Source organism: Pannonibacter sp. SL95 (assembly GCF_026672425.1).
In the GTDB taxonomy this organism is placed as follows: Bacteria; Pseudomonadota; Alphaproteobacteria; order Rhizobiales; family Stappiaceae; genus Pannonibacter.
Window position 1 is genome coordinate 673,753 of record NZ_JAPPRC010000003.1, and the last position, 21,053, is coordinate 694,805.

Genomic DNA, 21,053 nt, shown 5'->3' on the forward strand with positions numbered 1-21,053 from the left:
CGGGTCTCCCGACGGGCGCCCAAGAAACCGCTGGCGATTTTTGTTCGAGGGGCCTAAGCCTCACGGCCATTGCGAATGGGTCGATTGGGGACTGGGTCATGTTGCGGCGGCTGAGTGTCATCGGGGGCTGGACGCTGGTCAGCCGGCTGTTCGGCTTCTTGCGCGATCTGGTCATGGCCAGCGTGCTTGGTGCCGGGCCGCTGGCGGATGCCTTCCTGATCGCCTTCCGCCTGCCGAACCATTTCCGCGCCATCGTCGCGGAAGGCGCCTTCAACGCCGCGTTCGTACCGACCTATGCCGCGACGCTGGAGCGGGACGGGGAGGGGCGCGCGCGGGCCTTCCGCTCGCAGATGCTCTCCTGGCTGATGCTGGTAAACCTTGTCCTTCTGGCGCTGGCGCTCATCGCCACCAGCTGGCTGGTGTTCCTGCTGGCGCCGGGGCTCGGCCAGGGCGACGGCAGCGTCCGCGACCTTGCCATCGACCTCACCCGCATCACTTTCCCCTATCTTCTGTGCATGTCCGTCGTCACGCTGATGTCCGGCGTGCTCAATGCCGAGCGCAAGTTTGCCGCCGCTGCCGCCGCGCCTGTTCTGCTCAACCTCTCGATGATCGCGGCCTTCTTCTCGGTGCAGTGGTTCCCCGATGCGGCCCATGCTGCGGCCTGGGGCACGCTGGCCGGCGGGATCCTGCAGGTGATCTTGCTGACCGCGGCTGTCGCCCGCGCCGGCCTCGGCTTCTCCCTGCCGCTGCCGCGCCGCGACGGCGAGGTGGCGCTGTTCTTCAAGCGGCTCGGACCCGCTTTGTTGACGGCCGGCGTGGTACAGGTTGCCGTCTTTGCCGACACGATCCTTGCCAGCTTCCTGCCGACCGGCGCGCTGGCGCATCTGGCCTATGCCGATCGGCTGTATCAGCTGCCGCTCGGGGTCATCGGCATCGCGCTCGGCACGGCGATCCTGCCAGAAATCGGACGGGATGCCGGTGTCGGCGCCGAAGACAAGGCGCGCCGGGTGATGGACCGGGGCTTGCGGATCTGCCTGATCATCGGTCTGCCCATTGCCTTTGCCATGGCGTTTTTGGGCGAGGACGCGATCCGTGTGCTGTTCCAGCGCGGCGCGTTCGACGCGGCGGCGACGGCGGGCTCTGCCGCCGTGCTTGCGGCCTATGCGGTCGCCTTGCCGGCGGCCCTTGCCATCCGCACGCTGGTCGCGGCGTTCAACGGGCGTGGCGACATGACCACGCCCTTGAAGGCGCTGGCCGGGGCCACCGTCGTCAACGTGGCGCTTAAAGCGCTGCTCAGCGCCGACCACGGCGCGGCCGGCCTTGCCATGGGCACGTCCGCCGGTGTCTGGATCTATGCGGTCACGCTCTACGTGCTGTGCCGGAAGCGGGGTTACGTCAGCCCCTTCGCGCTGGCTGATATGGTTTTCGTGCCGCTCGCGGCCGGCTCCATGGGAGTGGTTCTCTGGCAGATCGATCTGCTTGTTGCCCCGATGCTTCCGTTCCTCTCGCTTCTGCCGGTGTTGGCGCAGGGTCTGGCCTGGCTGCTGATTGCCGCAGTCCTTTCGTTCGGAGCCTATTTCCTTGTCTTTGCTGCAGGAACCATCCTGCTGCGAAGCACAAAGCGTGGATGACAACTGGGGTGGTACACTCAACGGATGGCCTCTGACGTAGCTGTCAACTTTCGAGAACGCGAAAGTCGTTTACAGGTTGCTCACCTCTCCAGCGTAAATTCGATGCAATCTATGTGTTGCGGCGTTGGAGATGTCGGTGTCAGTACTCAATGCGTCCAGGCAAGGTGCCGCGTCCTCACCGGTGACAAACACGGCGGAGCGCTCCGGCGGCAGCGCGGCCAATGTGCTCACGCAGCAGCAGAAGCAGCAGCTCGCCACGTGTGTCGAAAAACTGTTCAACAGCGCCACGGACGACTGCGTGACATCGGCCCTCGACAACGGCATCCCGGCCAGCGTGCTGCTGGATGCGCTGGACGCCGAGATGAGCCAGGGCTTTGCCCGGCTCAGCCGCAAGTCCGTGCTGGGTCGCGGCAGCAGCCATTATGTCGACTTCGCACATCGCTATGCCGCCGCTATTGCGACCGTTCACCGTGCGCTTGCGGCTCGCTCGTTGAAGGAACAGGCCACCGAACTCGCGGCCGAGTCCGATATTTCGAACCTGCGCAACATGGCCCGGACTGTCGCGGACGTGAACGAGGTCGCGATCGAGATTGCCTATCTTGCGCGCAACACGCATGTCTCAACCGAGGGTGCCCAGACGATCGCCTCCGCCGTGGCCGAACTCGTAGCCAGTGTTGAAGAAATCGCCCGTTCGAGCAATGAGGCGCTTGCGGATGCCAACAACACGCGGCGCTCTTCGGATCAGGCGCTGAAAGCTGTCAGCAACCTGCGCAAGACCAACATTGCGGTGACGGAGGCCACGACTGAAACCAAACTGCGGTCGTCAGAATTGGCGTCCGCTTTCGATCAGATCGCGGAAGTACTCAATGTCATTGACGCGATCTCGAAGCAGACCAATCTGCTGGCGCTGAACGCGACGATCGAAGCAGCGCGGGCCGGAGAGGCGGGAAAGGGCTTTGCGGTCGTTGCCAGCGAGGTGAAGGCGCTGGCCAATCAGACGGGGTCGGCGACCGAAGGCATCGGCAGACGGATCGCCGAAATGCGCAGCGTGATCATCGGCATGGGCGAAGCGATGACCCGCTCCGAGCTGGCCGTCGAAAGCGGCATCTCGGCAATCGAGGATGTTGCGGCTTCGGTCACGGAAATCTCCCATGCCGTCGGTACGGTGTCCAACCGTATGGACGAGATTGCCTCGGTTCTCGGCCAGCAGAAACAGGCAACCGAGGAGATTGGCAATCTGGTCACCGTTGGTGCGGATCTGGCGCGCGACAATGAGAAACTGTTGCTGAAGATGGCCGCACGCCTGCAGGACAGCAATGACCGCTTCTCGGAGGCTGCGACCGGGTGGTTCTCTGCGGCCTCGCCGCGCGCCCTTTGCGAAATGGCCAAGATTGATCACACCCTGTTCAAGAAGCGGGTGGTGGATGCTCTTATGGGCAGGACGGACTGGAAATCGGATCAGGTGCCGGACCATCACGCCTGCCGCCTCGGCAAGTGGTATGACACGGTCGACATTCCCGCAGTCAAGACGGCGTCCGCCTACGCGCGACTGGTTGACCCGCACAAGCGCGTGCATGAAGCCGCCAAACGGGCACTTCAGCATCATGCGGCCAACCGCCCGGGCGATGCGCTGGCAGCCCTGAACGACCTGAACGATGCCAGCCATCAGGTGCTTCAGCTGCTCGACGAGCTGTCGCAGAGCCTTCAGCAAGACCGTGGTGCCAATGAACGGCGCAAGCATGAGCGGGAAAAGATGGCCCGCCACGCACGCCTGACTGGTCCCGACGGTACGCGCAATGCGGTCATCGAAGACATGTCCAAGGGCGGTGCCAAGGTTGACGGCATTCGTCCGACGGATGTCGGCGCGAAGCTGAGGCTCGAACACGATGGCTGCGGCTGCGAGGGCGTTGCCGTCTGGTCGAACGGCACCGCTGGCGGTCTGAAGTTCGTCGCCGAAAAGGTCTGATCGGGTCGGTCTGGCTGGATCGTCCAACACAGACCATTCCGCTCAATGCCGCCGGCGTACGCTTGCCGGGCGGCCAGCAAGGCTGAGGCGGGCGTCGTTGCGCGTGCGCTCAGCCACCACCTTGCCCTTCGAGACAACGGCGAGCCGGTCGGGCCTGAGGCGTAGCGCTTCGGTCGGCGTGCCGGCATCCAGCACCACCAGCGAGGCGATGCAGCCCGGCTTCAGGCCGTAGCCTTCAAGGTTCATGATCTTGGCGTTGTCTTCCGTCACCATGCGGAAGCAGCGCGCCATTTCCTCGGGGTGCGTCATCTGCGCCACATGCAGGCCCATGAAGGCGACATCCAGCATGTCGGCGGTGCCGAGCGAGTACCAGGGGTCCAGCACGCAATCCTGGCCCCAGCCGACCGTGATGCCAAGTGCCTGCATCTCCTTCACCCGCGTCAGGCCGCGCCGCTTCGGGAACGTGTCGTGCCGGCCCTGCAGGGTGATGTTGATCAGGGGATTGGGGATCGCCGTCATGCCGCTTTCGGCGATCAGCGGCAGCAGCTTGGAAACGTAGTAATTGTCCATGGAATGCATGGACGTGAGGTGGCTGCCGGCGGCGCGTCCGCCAAGCCCGTGCCGGGTCACCTCGGCGGCCAGCGTCTCGACATGACGGCTCATCGGATCGTCGGTCTCGTCGCAGTGGAGGTCCAGCATCAGCCCGCGCTCGGCGGCGATGCGGGCGAGATCCTTCACCGAGGCCGCGCCATCCTCCATCGTGCGCTCGAAATGCGGGATGCCGCCGACGACTTCGACGCCCATGTCGAGCGCGCGAAGGACATTCTCCCGTCCCGTCTTCGTGCGGTAGAGCCCGTCCTGCGGGAAGGCGACCAGCTGCAGGTCGAGATAGGGGGCGACCTTGCGCTTCACCTCCAGCATCGCCTCGACGCCGCGCAGATGGTCCGGCGTAGTGTCGACATGGGTGCGGACGGCGAGCAGGCCCATCGACACGGCCCAGTCGCAATAGGTCAGCGCCCGGGACACCATATCCTCGACGCTGGCGATCTCGCGCAGTTCCCCCCAGAGCGAAATGCCCTCCAGCAGGGTGCCCGAGGCGTTCACGCGCGGCAGGCCATAGGACAGCGTCGCGTCCATGTGGAAATGCGGGTCGACGAAAGGCGGGGCAACGAGATCCCCGCTGGCGTCGATGACCCGGCCGGCGCTCGCCTGTGCGGCAGCATCGATCTGTCCGACTTCGGCGATGCGGTCGCCGCGGATGCCGATGTCGGCGACGGTGCCGTCGGGCAGCGTGCCGCCGGCGATGACGAGATCGAACATGTCAGCGTTCTCCCTTGTTGAAGGGCTGCATCAGCGCGGCCGGCACTTCGGCGCGGCGCGACATGATGACGAGGGCGAGGATGGAGAGGATGAAAGGCAGCATCAGGAACACCTGATAGGGCACGATGGCGCCGATGCCGGTCTGCTGCAGGCGCACCTGCAGCGCGTCGAAGGCGGCAAACAGGATCGCGCCCAGCACCGCCTTGCCTGGACGCCAGGCGCCGAAGACCACGAGCGCGATGCAGATCCAGCCACGCCCGTTGACCATCTCGAAGAAGAACGACGAGAAGGCGGAGAGGGTCAGGAACGATCCGCCCACCGCCATAAGGCCGGAGCCAACGATGACCGCGCCCATGCGCAGGCCCGTCACGGACAGGCCTTGCGCGGCGGCGGCGGCCGGGTTCTCGCCGACGGCGCGCAGCGCGAGGCCAAGCGGCGTGCGGTAGAGCACCAGCGCCACCACCAGCGCCAGGACGAAGGCGGCATAGGTCAGCGCCGTCTGGCTGAACAGCGCCTCGCCCAGGAGCGGAATCTCGGACAGGCCCGGGATCGGCAGCGGCTGGAACGGTTCGATCTTCGGCGGGCTGGTCACCTCCGGCAGCATCAGGCGGTAGGTGAAATAGCTGGTCGAGGTAGCCAGCAGCGTCACACCGAGCCCCACCACGTGCTGCGACAGGCCGAAGGGGACGGTCAGCGTCGCATGCAGCAGGCCGAAGACCATGCCCGCCGTCATCGCCGCCATCACGCCCCACCACAGCGGCGCGCCCATGTAGACCGCGACCCAGCCAGTGAAGGCGCCGATGACCATGATGCCCTCAATGCCGAGGTTCAGGACGCCGGCGCGCTCGCAGATCAGCTCGCCGAGCGTCGCAAAGATCAGCGGCGAGGCGATGCGGATCGTGGCGGCCCAGAACGAGGCCGTGAGGAGGATGTCGAAGATCTCGCTCATCCGCGTTTCACCCGGTAGCGTGTGAGGAGGATCGCCAGCACCATGAACAGGAGGGCGATGGCGAGCAGCATGTCAGCGATGTAGGTCGGCACGCTTGCCGCCCGGCTCATGCTGTTGGCCCCGACGAAGATGCCGGCGACGAAGATGGCCGAGGGGATGACGCCGAGCGGGTTCAGCAGCGCCAGCATGGCGACGATGATGCCGGTGTAGCCGAAGCCCGGCGACAGATCCAGGCTGAGGTGACCCTTGAGCCCCGCCACTTCGCTGTAGCCGGCCAGTGCCGCCAGCCCGCCGGAGAGGAGCGCGGTCTTGACGAGCACGCCATTCACCGGAATGCCGGCGAATTTCGCAGCCTTCGCGTTGAGGCCGACGGCGCGGATCTCGTAGCCGAGCGTCGTGCGCGTCTGGATCACCCAGACGGAAATGGCCGACAGGATCGCCAGGGCAAAGCCCCAATGCAGCCGGAGCCCGTCGACGATGCGCGGCAGCCTTGCCTCCTTCGCCAGCGCCGTGGACTTCGGCCAGCCCATGCCGGCTGGGTCCTTCATCGGCCCTTCCAGCAGATAGGAGACGAACAGCAGCATGATGAAGTTGATCAGCAGTGTCGTCACCACCTCGTCGACGCCGAGCCGTGTCTTCAGGAGCACGGGCGGGATCAGGACAGCGGCGCCAGCAAACATGGCGGCAATGCCGGTTACCAGCAGCAAGGGTAGGGGCGGCAGGCCGGTGGCCCCGGTGCCGATCAGCACGGTGACAATGGCCCCGGCATAAAGCTGGGCTTCCGCGCCGATGTTCCAGAGCCTGGCACGGAAGGCGACGGCAACGGCAAGACCTGTGAAGATCAGCGGCGTCGCCCGGTTCAGAGTTTCGAGCAGGGCGAACTTGCTGCCGACCGCGCCGACCACGATCAGCCGCAGCGTGTCAAAGGGATCGGCCCCGGCCGTCAGCGCCAGCAGGGATCCGCAGATCACGGTCATCGCAAGCGCCAGCACGGGCAGGCCGATGCGGCGGGCAAGGCTCGGGTTGGCAATCGGCTCAAGCCGCATGGTCAAATCCTTGTCCGGCCATCCACAGGCCGAGATCGGCCGGCCCCATGCTGCCTCGAGCGAACCCCGGCGACAGGCGGCCTTCGTAGATGACATGCACCACGTCGGAGAGTTTCAGCACCTCGTCGAGATCCTCCGAGATGAGCAGGACGGCTGCACCGGCGTCGCGGGCGGCGATCAGGCGGGAATGGATGAAGGTGATCGCGCCGATGTCGAGGCCGCGCACCGGCTGGTTGGCGAGGATGACCTTCGGCCCCGGCTCCAGCACCCGGCCGAGGATCAACTTCTGCATGTTGCCGCCCGACAGCAGCCGGATGCGCGCGTCCGGGCCGGGGCAACGCACGTCATAGGTCTGGATGATGTCGCGGGCAAAGCCCTCGGCCGCGCCCCAGTTCATCCAGCCTTTGCGGCTGAATGGCGCCTCGCGGTAGCGCTCAAGGATGGCGTTCTCGGTCAGGCTGAAATCGGCGATGGTGCCGGTCTTGTGCCGGTCCTCCGGAATGCGGGCGATGCCGGCGAGGATGGCGTCATGCGCCGACCACGCGGCCACGGTCGCGCCCGCCAGCTCCAGCGTGCCGCTCTGGGGCCGGATCAGCCCGCCGATGAGATCCGACAGGGCCGCCTGGCCGTTGCCGGAGACGCCGGCCAGTCCCGTGATCTCGCCTGCGCGCAGGGTCAGCGTCACGTCCTTCAGGCCGGGCGCGGCTTCCGCATCCGGGGTCGTCACCCGGTTCAGCATCAGCAGCGGCGCACCGGGCTTCGCCGTCGAGGGGCTCAGTTCCGGGACTGCGCCTCCGACCATCAGGGCCGCCAGTTCGGCGCCCGAGGTCTGGTGCGTGTCGCGTTCGGCGACCAGCTTGCCGTGCCGGAGCACCAGGCAGCGGTCGGCCACCGCCATCACCTCATGCAGCTTGTGGCTGATGAAGACGATGGAGAGCCCGCGCGCCACGGCCTTCTTCAGGGTCTCGAACAGCGCGTCCGTTTCCTGCGGCGTCAGCACGGCGGTCGGCTCGTCGAGGATCAGGATGCGCGCATCACGGTAGAGCGCCTTGAGGATCTCCACCCGCTGCCGCTCGCCGACCGACAGCGCGGACACCTTGGCATCTGGATGGACGGCAAGGCCGAAGTCGGCGGAAAGCCTGGCAATCTTGTCCCGCGCCGCGCCGAGCCCTAGGCCCAGCTGCCACAGCGGCTGCGTGCCGAGAAGGATGTTCTCGGTCACGGTGAGATGGTCGGCGAGGGTGAAGTGCTGGTGCACCATGCCGACGCCAGCCGCCAGCGCCGCACGCGGCTGGCCGGGGGGCAGCAGCTTGCCAAAAACCTCCACCTGTCCCGCATCGGCCGTGTAATGGCCGAAGAGGATGTTCATCAGCGTCGTCTTGCCCGCGCCGTTCTCGCCGAGCAGCGCGATGATCTCGCCGCGGGCAAGGGTCAGGCTGATGGCGTCATTGGCGACGAGCGGGCCAAAGCGTTTGGTGATGCCGTCGAGGCGCAGGACGATGTCCCGCGCCTCCTTGGTCGTGCCGGTCACGAGGACTTCGGTTCGCTGTCGTTGATCTCGACGGTGAAGGTCCCGGCCTTGATGGCGGCTTCGCGCGTCTTGACGAGGTCCATGGCTGCTGCCGGAACCTTGCCATCAAACGTGCCGAGCGGCGCCAGCGAGCAGCCGCCCTCCTTCATGAAGGAATAGACGCCGTAATTGTCAGCCTTGAAGCTGCCGGCATTGATGTTGGCGATCGCCTTCTGCAGCGTCGGCTCGAAGTGCCACAGCGCCGAGGCGACCACGGTGGCGGGGTAGTCCTTCTGGGTGTCGATGACGTTGCCGATGGCCAGCACGCCGCGTTCCTTGGCCGCGTCCGACACGCCGAAGCGCTCGGCATAGAGCATGTCCGCGCCGCCATCGATCATGGCGAAGGCGGTTTCCTTGGCCTTCGGGGGATCGAACCAGGAGCCGATGAAGCTGACCTGGAAGGTCGCGTCCTTGCGGGTTTCCTTCACGCCGGCCATGAAGGCATGCATCAGGCGGTTCACTTCCGGGATCGGGAAGCCGCCGACCATGCCGATCTTGCCGGACTTGGTCATGGCGCCAGCGATGATGCCGGAGAGGTACGACGCGTCCTGGATGTAGTTGTCGAACACGGAAAGGTTCGGCACGGCTGCATCCGGCATGAAGGACGAGCCCATCAGGAAGGCGACTTCCGGATATTCGGCCGCCACTTCGCGGGCTTCCTGCTCGACGCCGAAGATCTCGCCGACGATCAGTTTCACGCCGCTTTCGGCGTATTCGCGCATGACCCGCGGATAGTCGGTGTTGGCGGTGTTTTCGGTGAAGGTGTAGTCGATCTGCCCGGCGGCCTTGGCAGCTTCTGCAGCGATGTGGATGCGGCTGACCCACTGCTGTTCCACTGGCACCGTGTAGATACCGGCGGCCTTGATCGGGCTCTGGCCGAATGCGAGTCTCGGCAGCAGCGCACTGCCGGCCAAGGTTGCGCCAGCGCCCAGAAGCAGGCTGCGGCGGCTGACATCAAGACTGAATTTCTGCGTCATCTCTGTCCCCTAACTGTTGGCTCTCATGCTTTTTGACCAGATGGTAGAACTTTCCATCCGCGGCCTGCAAGCCAATCATTTGAGCCACGATGGTGGGAAGTCAGGCACATCGTCCCTGGCTCGGTCTCGTGCGCTTCTCAGGCAAAACCGGACGTTGACGAGCCTAGCTGAGTAGCGTCTCATTTAGCCAGCTATTGGCGCGGGCAAAACAGGCGCGATGCGCACAAACTTTCGGCAACCCGTTCTATCCACGGGCTTTTTCCTGCCGTTAGGGGAGTTGATCAGGTCGCGATTGCCGCCCGCATCGGCACGCCAAGGCAGGGTCCGATGTCGGAAAGGTCCGCTGCAAGCCGCATCTGGCCTTCAAATGCTTCATGTGCCGTGTAAGTGCTGGGCGTGACGATGACGCGGAGGCCGGCCGCGCGCGCCGAAGTCAGTCCCGCCACGCTGTCCTCGAACGCGATGGCGTCCTGGGCGCTGACGCCGAGACGGGCGAGTGCGAGGCAATAAACATCGGGCGCGGGCTTCTTGGCCGCCACCTCGTCGCCAGCCGCGATCACATCGAACACCTCTCGCGCGGACCGCTGCCAGATGGCCTGAACCAGTGCCTCTACATTGGCGGGGCTGGTGGTGGTGGCGACGGCAAGGTGAAGGCCGGCACGGCGGGCATCCTCGATCAGGTGCATGACACCGGGGCGCGGCAGCAGGCGGCCTTCGGCCACCAGGCGTGTGTAGATGGCGGTCTTGCGGGCGTGCAGGCGGGCAATGTCTGCCTCGTCCGGTCTGGTCTCGCCGAGCTGGTCACGGTAGGCCCGCATCCGTTCCTTGCCGCCGGTCACCTTGAGCAACGCGCCATAAAGGGGAATGTCCCAGTGCCAGGGCAGCCCTGCCTCGGCAAAGGTCGCGTTGAAAGCAGCGCGGTGGATTTCCTCCGTCTCGGCCAGCGTTCCGTCGACGTCGAAAATCAGTGCTTTCAGCGTCATTCGGCGGCGTCCCTGTGCCTGAGTTCGCGCAACAACCTGGGAAGCTGGCTGAAGCTGGAAAAGCGGATCACGGGTGCCGGCTCCGGCAGCGTGCCATTGCAATAGCCCTCAACGTGGAACACGAAGCGCACGCCGCAGGCCGCCGCCGTCTCGGCGTCGATGTCACTGTCCCCCACGAGGACGGCCTCGTCTGGACGAACACCAAGCCTGCCAAGCGCGGCCCGCAACGGCGCGGGGTGTGGCTTGCGCTCAGGCTGACTGTCGCCCGCAATGATGACATCGAAGTGCTCCAGCAGTCCGAGGTGGCGCAGGATGGCCTCACACGGACGCATCGGCTTGTTGGTGCAAAGGCCGAGGCCGAGACCGCAATCCTTGAGTGCCTGCAGCGCGTCTGCGACACCGGGATAGGTGCGGGTCAGATCAACAGCCGCTTCGTAGGCGGCGGCGAACCGGTCCAGCAGCAGCGTGTGCCGCTCGTCTCCCGTGGCATCGGCATCCGGTCTTGCCGCGATGATCCTGTCGACGAGATGTGGCAGGCCCCGGCCGATGAAGCCGCGCACCTCGTCAAGGCTGAGCGGCGCGAGTCCGTCTTGCTGCAGCAACCGGTTCGTCACGGCATGGATGTCCGGGGCGCTGTCGATCAGCGTCCCGTCCAGGTCAAAGATAACGGCCTTTAGCGGCTCACCTATCATGCCGCCCTCACCAGCGCCGCCTCCGCAGCAAGGCGGATGGCGTTGATGTTGCTGCGGTAGACATGGGATGCACTCACCGATCCGCCCTTGAACACGGCAGATCCCGTCACCAGCACGTCGGCTCCCGCGCCCGCGACCAGCGGCGCGGTTTCGGCCGTGACGCCACCGTCGATCTCGATATGGATCGGCCGGTCGCCGATCATCCGGCGCAGCTGGCGCACCTTGTCCACCTGCGAGGAGATGAATTTCTGCCCGCCGAAGCCGGGGTTGACGGTCATGACGCAGACGAGGTCGATCATGTCGAGCAGGTTTGCGACCGCGTCCAGCCCGGTGCCCGGATTGATTGCAAGGCCCGCCTTCACGCCAAGGGCCCGGATCGCCTGCAGGGTGCGGTGGATGTGCGGCCCGGCCTCCAGATGCGCGGTGATGACATCGGCGCCGGCAGCCGCATAGCCGGCCAGATAGGCATCGACCGGCGCGATCATCAGATGAACGTCCATGACTCCGCCGATATGCGGCCGGATCGCCTTGCAGGTGTCGGGGCCGAAGGTGATGTTCGGCACGAAATGGCCGTCCATCACGTCGACATGCACCCAGTCACAGCCTTCCGCCTCGATGGCACGGCATTCGGCGCCGAGATTGGCAAAGTCGGCGGAGAGGATCGACGGGGCGATCTTGATGCTGCGGTCAAAGCTCATGGCTTGCTCCCTGGTCCTGTCGGATGACTGGGCTCTGCGGCAAAGACCCGGCTCGCGCGGATGTCGCTTTCCTCGATCCGGCTCAGCGTGTCCGCGTCAAGCGCGCCTGAGGTTGATTCAAACAGCCGGTTGGCCTGGCGCAGGCGGGCCCGGTCGAAGGCATTGCGGATCGAGCGGGCGTTGGCGAAATGCGGCTGCGTCCGGCGCCGTGCGATGTAGTCGGCAAAGGCCGTCTCGGCCGATGGCGACAGGGTGTAGTTCTGCTCGGCCAGCATGTGCCGGGCGATGCGCAGCAGTTCGTCGTCGCTGTAGTCTGGAAAGTCGATGTGATGGGCGATGCGCGAGCGAAAGCCCGGATTGGAGGTGAAGAACTGGTCCATCCGGTCGCCATAGCCGGCCAGGATGACGACCAGATCGTCGCGGTTGTTCTCCATCACCTGCAGCAGGATCTCGATGGCTTCCTGGCCATAGTCCCGCTCGTTGTCCGGCCGGTAGAGGTAGTAGGCCTCGTCGATGAACAGAACACCGCCCATGGCGCGCTTCAGCACTTCCTTGGTCTTCGGGGCGGTGTGGCCGATGTACTGGCCGACGAGATCGTCACGGGTGACACTGACGAGATGCCCCTTGCGCACATAGCCGAGGCGCTTCAGCAGTCCTGCCATCTTCAGCGCCACGGTGGTTTTGCCGGTGCCAGGGTTGCCCGTGAAGGACATGTGCAGCGTCGGCGTCTGGTGGCTGAGGCCGAGTGACCGGCGGGCCCGCTCGACCAGCAGCAGGGCGGCGGTCTCGCGGATGCGCTGCTTCACCGGCTTGAGGCCGATCATGTCGCGATCCAGCTCTTCCAGCAGCTCCCGGACGCCCGAGCTTTCAAACTCGGCGCGCAGGTCGACGCTCGCCGGGAGTGCGGCGGTCGGGTCGGCGTCCATCCTGATCTCCTTGGGTTAAGGCCCTGGTGGCCCAGTCGCAGTGGTCATGTCTGCATGAGCGGGGGGCGGCCAGCCGTCCCCCGCCGTCTTCGCCTTGGGATCAACGGATCACGTCATGGGTGTAGCGGATCGAGCGGCCGTCGACTTCGGTGCGGTGCATCGCGATCTTCGGCTCGATGGCCGGCCGGTTGACGATGAAGCTCATGGTCACCGTCTCGAAGCCGCGCACACTGTCGAAAGCGTTGATGCGGATGTAGGCGTCCGGGTTCGCCTTGCGGCAGTCCGCCAGCTCGATCATCACGCCCTTGGCATCCTTCAGGTCGAACATCGGGTTGCCCCACATGTCCCAGTAGGTGTTCCGGGGATGCGGATCATCGGTGAATTCGAGGCCGATGGCCCAGTTGCGGGACAGGCAGTAGTCGACCTGTGCCGTGATCTGCTCGTCGGTGAGATCGGGCAGGAAGGAAAAGCAGCCTTGGGTGATGCGCATGCGGGTCTCTCCTCAGATGGCGACGGCCGGGGTCGGCACGAAGTCCGACGTGTCGGTCGAGGTGTAGTTGAAGGTGATGTTGCCCCAGGTATCGAGGGCAGCTTCCAGCGGCTTGCACCACCTGGCGGCGGCGCGCAGGATTTCCGGGCCTTCGTTGGCGATGTCGCGGCCCTCGTTTCGAGCCAGCACCATGGCTTCCAGCGCGACGCGGTTGGCGGTTGCGCCCGCCTGAATGCCCATCGGATGGCCGATCGTGCCGCCACCGAACTGCAGCACCACATCATCGCCGAACAGCGACAGCAGCTGGTGCATTTGGCCGGCATGGATGCCGCCCGAGGCCACCGGCATGACCTTCTTCAGGTCTGCCCAGTCCTGCTCGAAGAACAGGCCGCGCTGCAGGTCGACCTCGTTGCGGGTTTCGCGGCAGACATTGTAGTAGCCCTGCACCGTCATCGGATCGCCTTCCAGCTTGCCGACGGCCGTGCCCGTGTGCAGATGGTCGACACCGGCCAGCCGCAGCCACTTGGCAATGACGCGGAACGAAATGCCGTGGTTCTTCTGCCGCGTGTAGGTGCCATGTCCGGCCCGGTGCATGTGCAGGATCATGTCGTTCTGCCGGCACCATTCCGAGATCGACTGGATCGCTGTCCAGCCGATGATGAGATCGACCATGACGATGACACTGCCGAGCTGCTTGGCCAGTTCGGCGCGGCGGTACATTTCCTCCATCGTGCCGGCGGTGATGTTGAGGTAATGACCCTTGACCTCGCCGGTCTCGGCGCTGGCCTTGTTGACGGCCTCCATCACGTAGAGAAACCGGTCGCGCCAGTGCATGAAGGGCTGCGAGTTGATGTTCTCGTCATCCTTCATGAAGTCGAGACCGCCCTTCAGCCCCTCGTAGACAACGCGGCCGTAGTTCTTGCCGGACAGGCCCAGCTTTGGCTTGGTCGTCGCCCCGAGCAGCGGCTTGCCGAACTTGTCGAGACGCTCGCGTTCGACCACGATGCCGGTGGGGGGACCCTTGTAGGTCTTCACATAGGCGACCGGCAGGCGCATATCCTCCAGCCGCGCGGCCTTCAGCGGCTTGAACGAGAACACGTTGCCGATGATCGAGGCCGTCAGGTTGGCAATCGAGCCTTCCTCGAACAGGATCAGGTCATAGGCGACATAGCAGAAGTACTGCCCCGGCGTTCCGGGCACCGGATCAACCCGGTAGGCCTTGGCTCGGTACTGGTCGCAGGCGGTCAGGCGGTCGGTCCACACCACGGTCCAGGTGGCGGTGGAGCTTTCACCGGCAACCGCCGCGGCGGCCTCGATGGGGTCAACGCCGTCCTGCGGCGTGATGCGGAACAGGGCGAGAAGGTCGGTGTCCTTCGGCTCGTAGTCGCCATCCCAGTAGCCCATCTGGGCGTATTTCAGCACGCCGGCCTTGTAGCGCTTCGATGTGTCCGTGATGCGGGTCTTGCTGTCGTCAGCCATCTTGTCCTCCTCAGGCGGCCTTGCTTGTTGTCAGGGCAGGGTTGAGCGCGCCGCTGGCGTAGCGGCGGGCCATGTCATCCATCGGGATCACCTTGATCCGTGAGGCGTTGCCGGCGGTGCCGAAGGCCTCGAAACGGGCTCGGCACAGGTCGCGCATGGCGTCCATCGCTGGCTTCAGGAACTTGCGCGGATCGAACTCGCGCGGGTTGGTGGCCGCGACGCGGCGGAACTCTGCGGTCATCGCCATCCGGCAGTCGGTGTCGATGTTGACCTTGCGCACCCCGTGCCGGATGCCGCGCACGATCTCTTCCACCGGCACGCCGAAGGTTTGGGGCATCTCGCCGCCATGGGCATTGATGATGTCCTGCAGCTCCTGCGGCACCGAGGAGGAGCCGTGCATAACGAGATGGGTGTTCGGCAGCCGGCGGTGGATTTCCTCGATCACATGCATCGCCAGGATCTCGCCATCCGGCTTGCGCGTGAACTTATAGGCCCCATGCGAGGTGCCGCAGGCTATCGCCAGTGCATCGACCCGCGTGCGGGCGACAAAGTCGACAGCCTGGTCCGGGTCCGTCAGCAGCTGGTCGTGGCTGAGCTTTCCTTCCGCGCCATGACCATCCTCAGCCTCGCCCTCGCCATGCTCCAGACTGCCGAGGACACCGAGCTCGCCCTCCACCGACGCGCCGGTCCAGTGGGCCATCGCGGCCACCTGGGTCGTGATGCGGACGTTGTAGTCATAGGAGGCTGGCGTCTTGCCATCTGCCTCCAGCGATCCGTCCATCATCACCGAGGTGAAGCCATGGCGGATGGCGGTGATGCAGGTTGCCTCGGCATTGCCGTGGTCAAGATGCATGCACAGGGGGATCTCCGGATAGGTCGCGGCCAGCGCCTCGATCATCCTGGCCAGCATGATGTCGCCGGCATAGGAGCGGGCGCCGCGGCTGGCCTGTAGGATCACTGGAGCGTCGACCGCCCGGGCCGCCTCCAGAATGGCGATGCCCTGTTCCATGTTGTTGATGTTGAAGGCCGGCACGCCGTAACTGTGATCGGCGGCGTGGTCGAGAAGCTGTCTCAGGGTGATCAGTGCCATGGTCTTGGATCCTTCATGCGGCCATGTCTGGGCGCTGCAATGCGGCGACGCCCGGGAGCGGCTTGCCCTCAAGCCATTCGAGGAAGGCTCCGCCGGCGGCGGAGACGTAGGTGAAGCGTCCGGTGACACCGGCAATGTTCAGCGCGGCGACCGTGTCCCCGCCGCCGGCTACGGTGGTCGCTTGCCCGGTGCCGGTCAGCTCCGCAGCCATCCGCGCCAGGGCCATCGTCGCCTGATCGAAAGGCGGCGTTTCGAATGCGCCGAGCGGTCCGTTCCAGAGGATGGTCCTTGCCCCTGACAGCACCCGGCTGAAGGTGGCGAAGGACTTGGGTCCCGCGTCCAGGATCATCGCGTCAGACGGGCAGCCACGCGCACCGACGGTCCAGTTTTCCGCATCCGGCTGGAATGCGCGCGCGACGACGACATCCGACGGCAGATGCAACTGGCAGCCATGGCTGGTGGCGAGCATGCGTATGTCGCGCACGGTGCCGATTTGGTCGGGCTCATGCAGCGATTTTCCCATCGGCGCGCCCTCGGCAAACAGGAAGGTGTTGGCCATGCCGCCGCCGATGATGATGTGGTCGACCCGCGTGACGAGATGCTTCAGCACGGCGATCTTGCTGGACACCTTGGCGCCACCGATGACGGCGACAGAGGGGCGGCTGGTCGAGGACAAGGCCTTGGACAGCGCCGTCAGCTCCTCCATCATCAGCGGCCCGGCATAGGCTGGCAGAAGCCCCGCGATGGCGGCGGTGCTGGCATGGGCCCGGTGCGCGCAGGAGAAGGCGTCATTGACATAGACATCGCCGAGTTCGGCAAAGCGCCGGGCCAGCGTGAGGTCATTGTCTTCCTCGCCCGGCTCGAACCGGACATTCTCGACCAGCAGTGCGGTACCCGGCTCCAGCAGAGCTGCGGCCTCTGCTGCATCGTCGAGGGCTGCAAAGGTCAGGCGGCAGCCAAGCGCGCAGGCGAGGTCTGCTGTCTGCGGGGCGAGGGAATAGGCCTGATCGGCTCCCTTGGGCCGGCCGAAATGCGACAGCAGAACCAGCGATGCGCCTCTGGCGAGAAGGGGCCGCATGCCTTCGGCAAAGCGGGTGATGCGGGTGGCGTCCGTCACCTTGCCGCCAGCCATCGGCACATTGAGGTCAGCCCGTACCACCAGCCTGAGGCCACGGACATCGAGGTCAGTCACCGGAACAATCGTCATGCGGGTGTCTCCTTGTGGCGTGTGCGGTTCAGGGCCGGACGAGTGCGCGTGCAGCGGCTGCAACGGCCTCGCTGGTGATGTTGAAATGGCGGTAGAGCGCCGGGGCCGGGCCGGAGGCGCCGAAGCCCGTCATGCCGATGAAGCGGTCTTGCGGGCGCAGCATCAGCCCGTCCCAGCCCTGGCGGACCGCGGCCTCGATGCCGATGCGCGGAGCGCTGCCGAGGACTTCCTGCCGGGTGGCCTCATCCTGCCCGGCGAAGAGTTCAAAGCAGGGGGCCGATACGACAGCCGCCTGAATGCGTTCACTGGCGAGCATGTCTGCAGCAGCAACGGCGATCTCGATTTCCGAGCCGGTTGCGATGAGCGTCACGTCGCGCTGACCGGGATCGCGCAGCAGATAGGCTCCGCGTGTGCTCATGTTCGCGTCCACGGCCTGGCGCAGCAGCGGCAGGTTCTGGCGTGACAGGACCATCACCACGGGACGGTCGGTCTGGGCCAGGGCGATTTCCCAGGCTTCCGCCGTCTCCACCGCATCGCAGGGGCGCAGCACGAGAAGGTTCGGCATCGCCCTTAGACTGGCAATCTGTTCCACCGGCTGATGGGTCGGGCCATCCTCGCCAAGGCCGATCGAGTCATGTGTCATCACATGGATCACCGGCACGCCCATCAGTGCAGCCAGCCGGATGGCGGGGCGGCTGTAATCGGCAAAGGCGAGGAACGTGCCGCCATAGGGCCGCGCCAGGCCATGCAGCGCGATGCCGTTCATGGCTGCGGCCATGCCATGCTCACGGATGCCATAGTGAATGTAGCGGCCGGAGAAATCGTTCCGTGTCACGCTGGCCATGCCTTTTGGCCGTGTCAGGTTCGATCCGGTCAGGTCCGCCGATCCGCCGACGGTGAAGGGCAGGGCCTCCACCACGACAGCCAGCGCCATTTCACTGGCCTTGCGGGTTGCGACGGCTGGCCGGTCCGCGAGCAGGCGCTGCTTGTGCGCCAGCATCGCGGTTCCCAACGCCGCCGGGTTGCGGGCAAGGGCCGCCTCGAAGGCTGGCTTCAGCGTGGAAGTCTTGAGCATCGCCTGCCAGGCCGCGCGGGCGGCACTGCCGCGTGCCGCGACGCCGGCAAAGGCGGCATAGACCGTCTGCGGGATCTCGAAAGGCGCATGCGGCCAGCCGAACTGCTGCCGGGCGGCAGCGATCTCGGCCACACCCAGCGGCGCGCCGTGTACATCGTGGCTGCCCTGTTTGTTCGGCGCACCAAAGCCGATGATCGTGCGGCAGGCGATGAGGCTGGGGCGCGGATCATTCCGCGCAGCCTCGATGGCGGCGGCGATGTCGTCCGGAGAATGGCCGTCGCAGCGCGCCACGTGCCAGCCGCTGGCGGCAAAGCGGGCGAGCTGGTCGGTCGAGGTGCTGAGGTCGGTGTCGCCGTCGATGGTGATGCGGTTGTCGTCCCACAGCACCACCAGGTGGCCGAGGCTGAGGTGCCCGGCCATGTCGACAGCTTCGTGGCTGATGCCTTCCATCAGGCAGCCGTCACCGGCGATCACATAGGTCCAGTGATTGATGAGCCCCGGAAAGCGGGATGCTGCCATCCGTTCGGCGAGCGCCATGCCGACTGCGGTCGCGATGCCTTGCCCCAGCGGTCCCGTCGTCACCTCGATGCCCTGGGCGTGGCCATATTCGGGGTGCCCGGCGGTCCGGCTGCCAAGCTGGCGGAATGCCTTGATCTGGTCGATCCCCATGTCCGGGTAACCGAGCAGATGATTGAGCGCGTAGAGCAGCATCGAGCCATGTCCGGCAGACAGCACAAAGCGGTCGCGGTTCGGCCAGTCATGGGCGGAGGGATCAAGCGTGATGAAGCGGTTGAACAACACCGCCGCCACATCTGCCATGCCCATCGGCATGCCTGGATGTCCGGAGTTGGCCGCTTGCACCGCATCCATGGTGAGCGCACGCAGGGCATTGGCCATGACTGTCTCGTCGGGCCGCAACACTGGGGCCCGCAACACTGGGGTCGTCATCGTATGTCTCCCGAAGGGTGTTTGCCTGCAGCCGGGTGCTTCAGGCCCGCTTGGCGTCGCGGATAAGCCGCTCGATCAGCGGCGTCAGGATCAGTTGCATCGCCAGATCCATCTTGTTGCCCGGAATGACGATGGAGTTGGCGCGGCTCATCCAGGAGCCGTTGATCATCTGGGTCAGATAGGGAAAATCGATGCCGCGCGGGTTGCGGAACCGGATCACCACCAGGCTTTCATCCGGCGTCGGGATCCAGCGTGCGATGAAGGGGTTCGACGTGTCGACCACCGGCACCCGCTGGAAGTTGATGTCGGTCTGGGTGAACTGCGGGCAGATGCAATGCACATAGGCATGCATCCGGCGCAGGATCGTGTCGGTCACAGCCTCCGTGGAATAGCCGCGGTGCGCCCGGTCGCGGTGGATCTTCTGGGTCCATTCCAGATTGATCACCGGCACGACGCCGATCTTCAGGTCGGCATGGCCCGCGATGTTGACCGTGTCATTGACCACCGCGCCATGCAGACCCTCGTAGAACAGCACGTCCGAGCCATCGGCAAACGGCGCCCAGGCGGTGAAATTGCCCGGCGCAACGCCGGTACGCGCGGCCTCGATCTCGTCATGCACATAGGTGCGCGTGCGGCCGCGTCCGGTCTCGCCATATTCGCGGAACACCCGCTCCAGCTCTTCCAGCTCGTTTGCATCATAAGAGAAATGCGAGAAGGTCTGGTCACCCGCCGCGACGCGCCGTTCCAGCTCGGCACGCATGTCGGCCCGGTTGAAGCGATGAAATGCGTCACCTTCGATGGAAACCGCCTTGATCCCTTCGCGGCGGAAGATCTGGTCGAAGGTGGTCTTGACCGTTGTCGTGCCCGCGCCGGACGAGCCGGTCACGGAGATGATCGGATGCTTCTGGCTCATGATGTTAGCTCCGGAAAAGGCCGCGCTTGCCGAAGAGGGCCGCGTCGCCGCTCTCGCCGAGGTCGTGATAGGCGCTGACGCGCGCCACCTTGCTCGCGCTGCCAAAGACGAAGGGGGTGCGCTGGTGCAGCGTCTCGGCCGACTGCGGCATCAGGTCATCGATGCCATCTGTCGCCTCGCCGCCAGCCTGGGTGACGAGAAAGGCAATCGGCGCGCATTCGTAGACAAAGCGCAGTCGCCCCTGCTCGTAGCCCTTGCGCAGGTCCGCCGGGTAGAGAAACACCCCGCCCCGGGTCAGGATGCGATGTGCCTCGGCGACGAGCGAGGCGATCCAGCGCATGTTGAAGGCCTGACCATTGGGGCTCAGCGCTCCGGTGACCATGTCATCGACAAAGGCGCGGATGGGGGCGTGCCAGTGATGATAGTTCGAGGCGTTGATCGCAAATTCATGCGTCCGCGCCGGAATGCTGAGGCCCGTTGCCGTCGGGTGGAACGTGCCCGTCTGCGGATCCAGCGTGAACTTCAGCACGCCGTCACCAAAGGTCACCACAAGACAGGTCTGCGGACCGTAGATGATGTAACCCCCGGCGACCTGATCATTGGCCGGTCGCAGGAAACTGCCGTTCGCCGTCTCTGCCACGGGATAGATCGAGAAGATCGTCCCGATCGAAACATTGACGTCGATGTTGGACGAACCGTCCAGCGGATCGATGGCCAGGGCGAGGGACCCGTCAGGGGTCAGTTCGACAGCCTCATCCTGTTCTTCCGAAGCGTAGAAGCGCACGGCGGAGCCACGCAGGGCGGCCATGAACGCTTCGTCCGCCAGAACATCCAGCATCTTCTGCTGGTCGCCGCCGGAGTTGACCCCCGAAGCTTCGCCGAGGTTATGGCTGATGCCACCCCGGGCGATGGTGCGGGCAAGATCGGCGCCGGTGCGGCACAGGCGTTCCATCACGTCCTGCAGGGGCGCCGGCACGGGTAAGGCTGGCAGGATCATCTGCTCGGGCTGCATCTTGTCCTCCCAGAAAGTGCTGTCCTTGGCAGAGACCTTGCCTTGGAAAGGAATTCGTGAAAATTTGATAATTCTGATTTC

General features: G+C 65.4%; 18 protein-coding genes. 2 read left to right on the forward strand and 16 right to left on the reverse strand.

The genetic code is table 11. The features are described 5' to 3' along the window. The first annotated feature begins 98 nt into the window (after window positions 1-98). Window positions 99-1,631 (forward strand): murein biosynthesis integral membrane protein MurJ, encoded by a 1,533-nt coding sequence (murJ, locus tag OVA12_RS03625; protein WP_268134574.1) that lies wholly within the window; start codon window positions 99-101, stop codon window positions 1,629-1,631. Between the two features lie 136 nt (window positions 1,632-1,767). After that, entirely contained in the window at window positions 1,768-3,597 is a 1,830-nt protein-coding gene (locus tag OVA12_RS03630) for a methyl-accepting chemotaxis protein (RefSeq protein WP_268134576.1), read from the forward strand. Between the two features lie 42 nt (window positions 3,598-3,639). On the opposite strand, the gene OVA12_RS03635 is transcribed toward OVA12_RS03630, so the two are convergent. The 16 genes from OVA12_RS03635 to OVA12_RS03710 form a co-directional block, all read right to left on the reverse strand. Continuing rightward, complete coding sequence (locus tag OVA12_RS03635; protein WP_268134578.1) at window positions 3,640-4,917, reverse strand: amidohydrolase family protein; 1,278 nt, start codon at window positions 4,915-4,917, stop codon at window positions 3,640-3,642. A 1-nt stretch (window position 4,918) separates the two neighbouring features. Next, on the reverse strand, window positions 4,919-5,866 hold the full coding sequence (locus OVA12_RS03640) for an ABC transporter permease (protein WP_268134580.1): 948 nt from the start codon (window positions 5,864-5,866) through the stop codon (window positions 4,919-4,921). Beyond that, window positions 5,863-6,912, reverse strand: a complete 1,050-nt coding sequence (locus tag OVA12_RS03645) for an ABC transporter permease (RefSeq protein WP_268134582.1) — start codon at window positions 6,910-6,912, stop codon at window positions 5,863-5,865. Before OVA12_RS03645 ends, OVA12_RS03640 begins: the two co-directional genes overlap by 4 nt. Next, window positions 6,902-8,443: an ABC transporter ATP-binding protein gene (locus OVA12_RS03650; protein ID WP_268134584.1), complete on the reverse strand. Its 1,542-nt coding sequence runs from the start codon at window positions 8,441-8,443 to the stop codon at window positions 6,902-6,904. Before OVA12_RS03650 ends, OVA12_RS03645 begins: the two co-directional genes overlap by 11 nt. Further along, window positions 8,440-9,459, reverse strand: a complete 1,020-nt coding sequence (locus tag OVA12_RS03655) for a BMP family protein (RefSeq protein ID WP_268134586.1) — start codon at window positions 9,457-9,459, stop codon at window positions 8,440-8,442. Before OVA12_RS03655 ends, OVA12_RS03650 begins: the two co-directional genes overlap by 4 nt. Before the next feature lie 281 nt (window positions 9,460-9,740). Beyond that, window positions 9,741-10,442, reverse strand: a complete 702-nt coding sequence (locus tag OVA12_RS03660) for an HAD-IA family hydrolase (protein WP_268134588.1) — start codon at window positions 10,440-10,442, stop codon at window positions 9,741-9,743. Further along, window positions 10,439-11,134 (reverse strand): phosphoglycolate phosphatase, encoded by a 696-nt coding sequence (gene gph / locus OVA12_RS03665; protein ID WP_268134590.1) that lies wholly within the window; start codon window positions 11,132-11,134, stop codon window positions 10,439-10,441. Before gph ends, OVA12_RS03660 begins: the two co-directional genes overlap by 4 nt. Next, window positions 11,131-11,832 (reverse strand): ribulose-phosphate 3-epimerase, encoded by a 702-nt coding sequence (gene rpe / locus OVA12_RS03670; protein WP_268134592.1) that lies wholly within the window; start codon window positions 11,830-11,832, stop codon window positions 11,131-11,133. Before rpe ends, gph begins: the two co-directional genes overlap by 4 nt. Further along, the gene (gene cbbX, locus OVA12_RS03675) at window positions 11,829-12,758 is read right to left on the reverse strand and encodes a CbbX protein (protein ID WP_268134594.1); all 930 of its coding nucleotides are present in this window, start codon (window positions 12,756-12,758) and stop codon (window positions 11,829-11,831) included. The genes rpe and cbbX overlap by 4 nt, the downstream gene beginning before the upstream one ends. 100 nt (window positions 12,759-12,858) lie before the next feature. Then, the gene (locus tag OVA12_RS03680) at window positions 12,859-13,248 is read right to left on the reverse strand and encodes a ribulose bisphosphate carboxylase small subunit (RefSeq protein WP_268134596.1); all 390 of its coding nucleotides are present in this window, start codon (window positions 13,246-13,248) and stop codon (window positions 12,859-12,861) included. 12 nt (window positions 13,249-13,260) lie between these two features. Next, on the reverse strand, window positions 13,261-14,727 hold the full coding sequence (locus OVA12_RS03685; RefSeq protein ID WP_268134598.1) for a form I ribulose bisphosphate carboxylase large subunit: 1,467 nt from the start codon (window positions 14,725-14,727) through the stop codon (window positions 13,261-13,263). Between the two features lie 10 nt (window positions 14,728-14,737). Beyond that, window positions 14,738-15,817, reverse strand: coding sequence for a class II fructose-bisphosphate aldolase (gene fba / locus OVA12_RS03690; RefSeq protein WP_268134600.1), 1,080 nt, complete (start codon window positions 15,815-15,817; stop codon window positions 14,738-14,740). Window positions 15,818-15,830: 13 nt separating this feature from the next. Beyond that, complete coding sequence (locus OVA12_RS03695) at window positions 15,831-17,024, reverse strand: phosphoglycerate kinase (protein WP_268134602.1); 1,194 nt, start codon at window positions 17,022-17,024, stop codon at window positions 15,831-15,833. Window positions 17,025-17,052: 28 nt separating this feature from the next. Further along, a complete protein-coding gene (tkt, locus tag OVA12_RS03700; RefSeq protein WP_268134604.1) occupies window positions 17,053-19,047 on the reverse strand; it encodes a transketolase in 1,995 nt (664 codons plus the stop codon). 40 nt (window positions 19,048-19,087) lie between these two features. After that, a complete protein-coding gene (locus OVA12_RS03705; RefSeq protein WP_268134605.1) occupies window positions 19,088-19,960 on the reverse strand; it encodes a phosphoribulokinase in 873 nt (290 codons plus the stop codon). Between the two features lie 4 nt (window positions 19,961-19,964). Then, window positions 19,965-20,972: a class 1 fructose-bisphosphatase gene (locus OVA12_RS03710; protein ID WP_268134607.1), complete on the reverse strand. Its 1,008-nt coding sequence runs from the start codon at window positions 20,970-20,972 to the stop codon at window positions 19,965-19,967. Between the last annotated feature and the right edge of the window lie 81 nt (window positions 20,973-21,053).

Excerpts from the sequence above, each read along its gene's own strand:
- OVA12_RS03640 (WP_268134580.1), bottom strand. The coding sequence starts at position 5,866 with ATGAGCGAGATCTTCGACATCCTCCTCACGGCCTCGTTCTGGGCCGCC.
- OVA12_RS03705 (WP_268134605.1), bottom strand. The coding sequence starts at position 19,960 with ATGAGCCAGAAGCATCCGATCATCTCCGTGACCGGCTCGTCCGGCGCG.
- OVA12_RS03685 (WP_268134598.1), bottom strand. The coding sequence starts at position 14,727 with ATGGCTGACGACAGCAAGACCCGCATCACGGACACATCGAAGCGCTAC.
- OVA12_RS03635 (WP_268134578.1), bottom strand. The coding sequence starts at position 4,917 with ATGTTCGATCTCGTCATCGCCGGCGGCACGCTGCCCGACGGCACCGTC.
- OVA12_RS03710 (WP_268134607.1), bottom strand. The coding sequence starts at position 20,972 with ATGCAGCCCGAGCAGATGATCCTGCCAGCCTTACCCGTGCCGGCGCCC.
- gph (WP_268134590.1), bottom strand. The coding sequence starts at position 11,134 with ATGATAGGTGAGCCGCTAAAGGCCGTTATCTTTGACCTGGACGGGACG.
- cbbX (WP_268134594.1), bottom strand. The coding sequence starts at position 12,758 with ATGGACGCCGACCCGACCGCCGCACTCCCGGCGAGCGTCGACCTGCGC.
- murJ (WP_268134574.1), top strand. The coding sequence starts at position 99 with ATGTTGCGGCGGCTGAGTGTCATCGGGGGCTGGACGCTGGTCAGCCGG.
- rpe (WP_268134592.1), bottom strand. The coding sequence starts at position 11,832 with ATGAGCTTTGACCGCAGCATCAAGATCGCCCCGTCGATCCTCTCCGCC.
- tkt (WP_268134604.1), bottom strand. The coding sequence starts at position 19,047 with ATGACGACCCCAGTGTTGCGGGCCCCAGTGTTGCGGCCCGACGAGACA.
- fba (WP_268134600.1), bottom strand. The coding sequence starts at position 15,817 with ATGGCACTGATCACCCTGAGACAGCTTCTCGACCACGCCGCCGATCAC.
- OVA12_RS03660 (WP_268134588.1), bottom strand. The coding sequence starts at position 10,442 with ATGACGCTGAAAGCACTGATTTTCGACGTCGACGGAACGCTGGCCGAG.
- OVA12_RS03695 (WP_268134602.1), bottom strand. The coding sequence starts at position 17,024 with ATGACGATTGTTCCGGTGACTGACCTCGATGTCCGTGGCCTCAGGCTG.
- OVA12_RS03655 (WP_268134586.1), bottom strand. The coding sequence starts at position 9,459 with ATGACGCAGAAATTCAGTCTTGATGTCAGCCGCCGCAGCCTGCTTCTG.
- OVA12_RS03645 (WP_268134582.1), bottom strand. The coding sequence starts at position 6,912 with ATGCGGCTTGAGCCGATTGCCAACCCGAGCCTTGCCCGCCGCATCGGC.
- OVA12_RS03680 (WP_268134596.1), bottom strand. The coding sequence starts at position 13,248 with ATGCGCATCACCCAAGGCTGCTTTTCCTTCCTGCCCGATCTCACCGAC.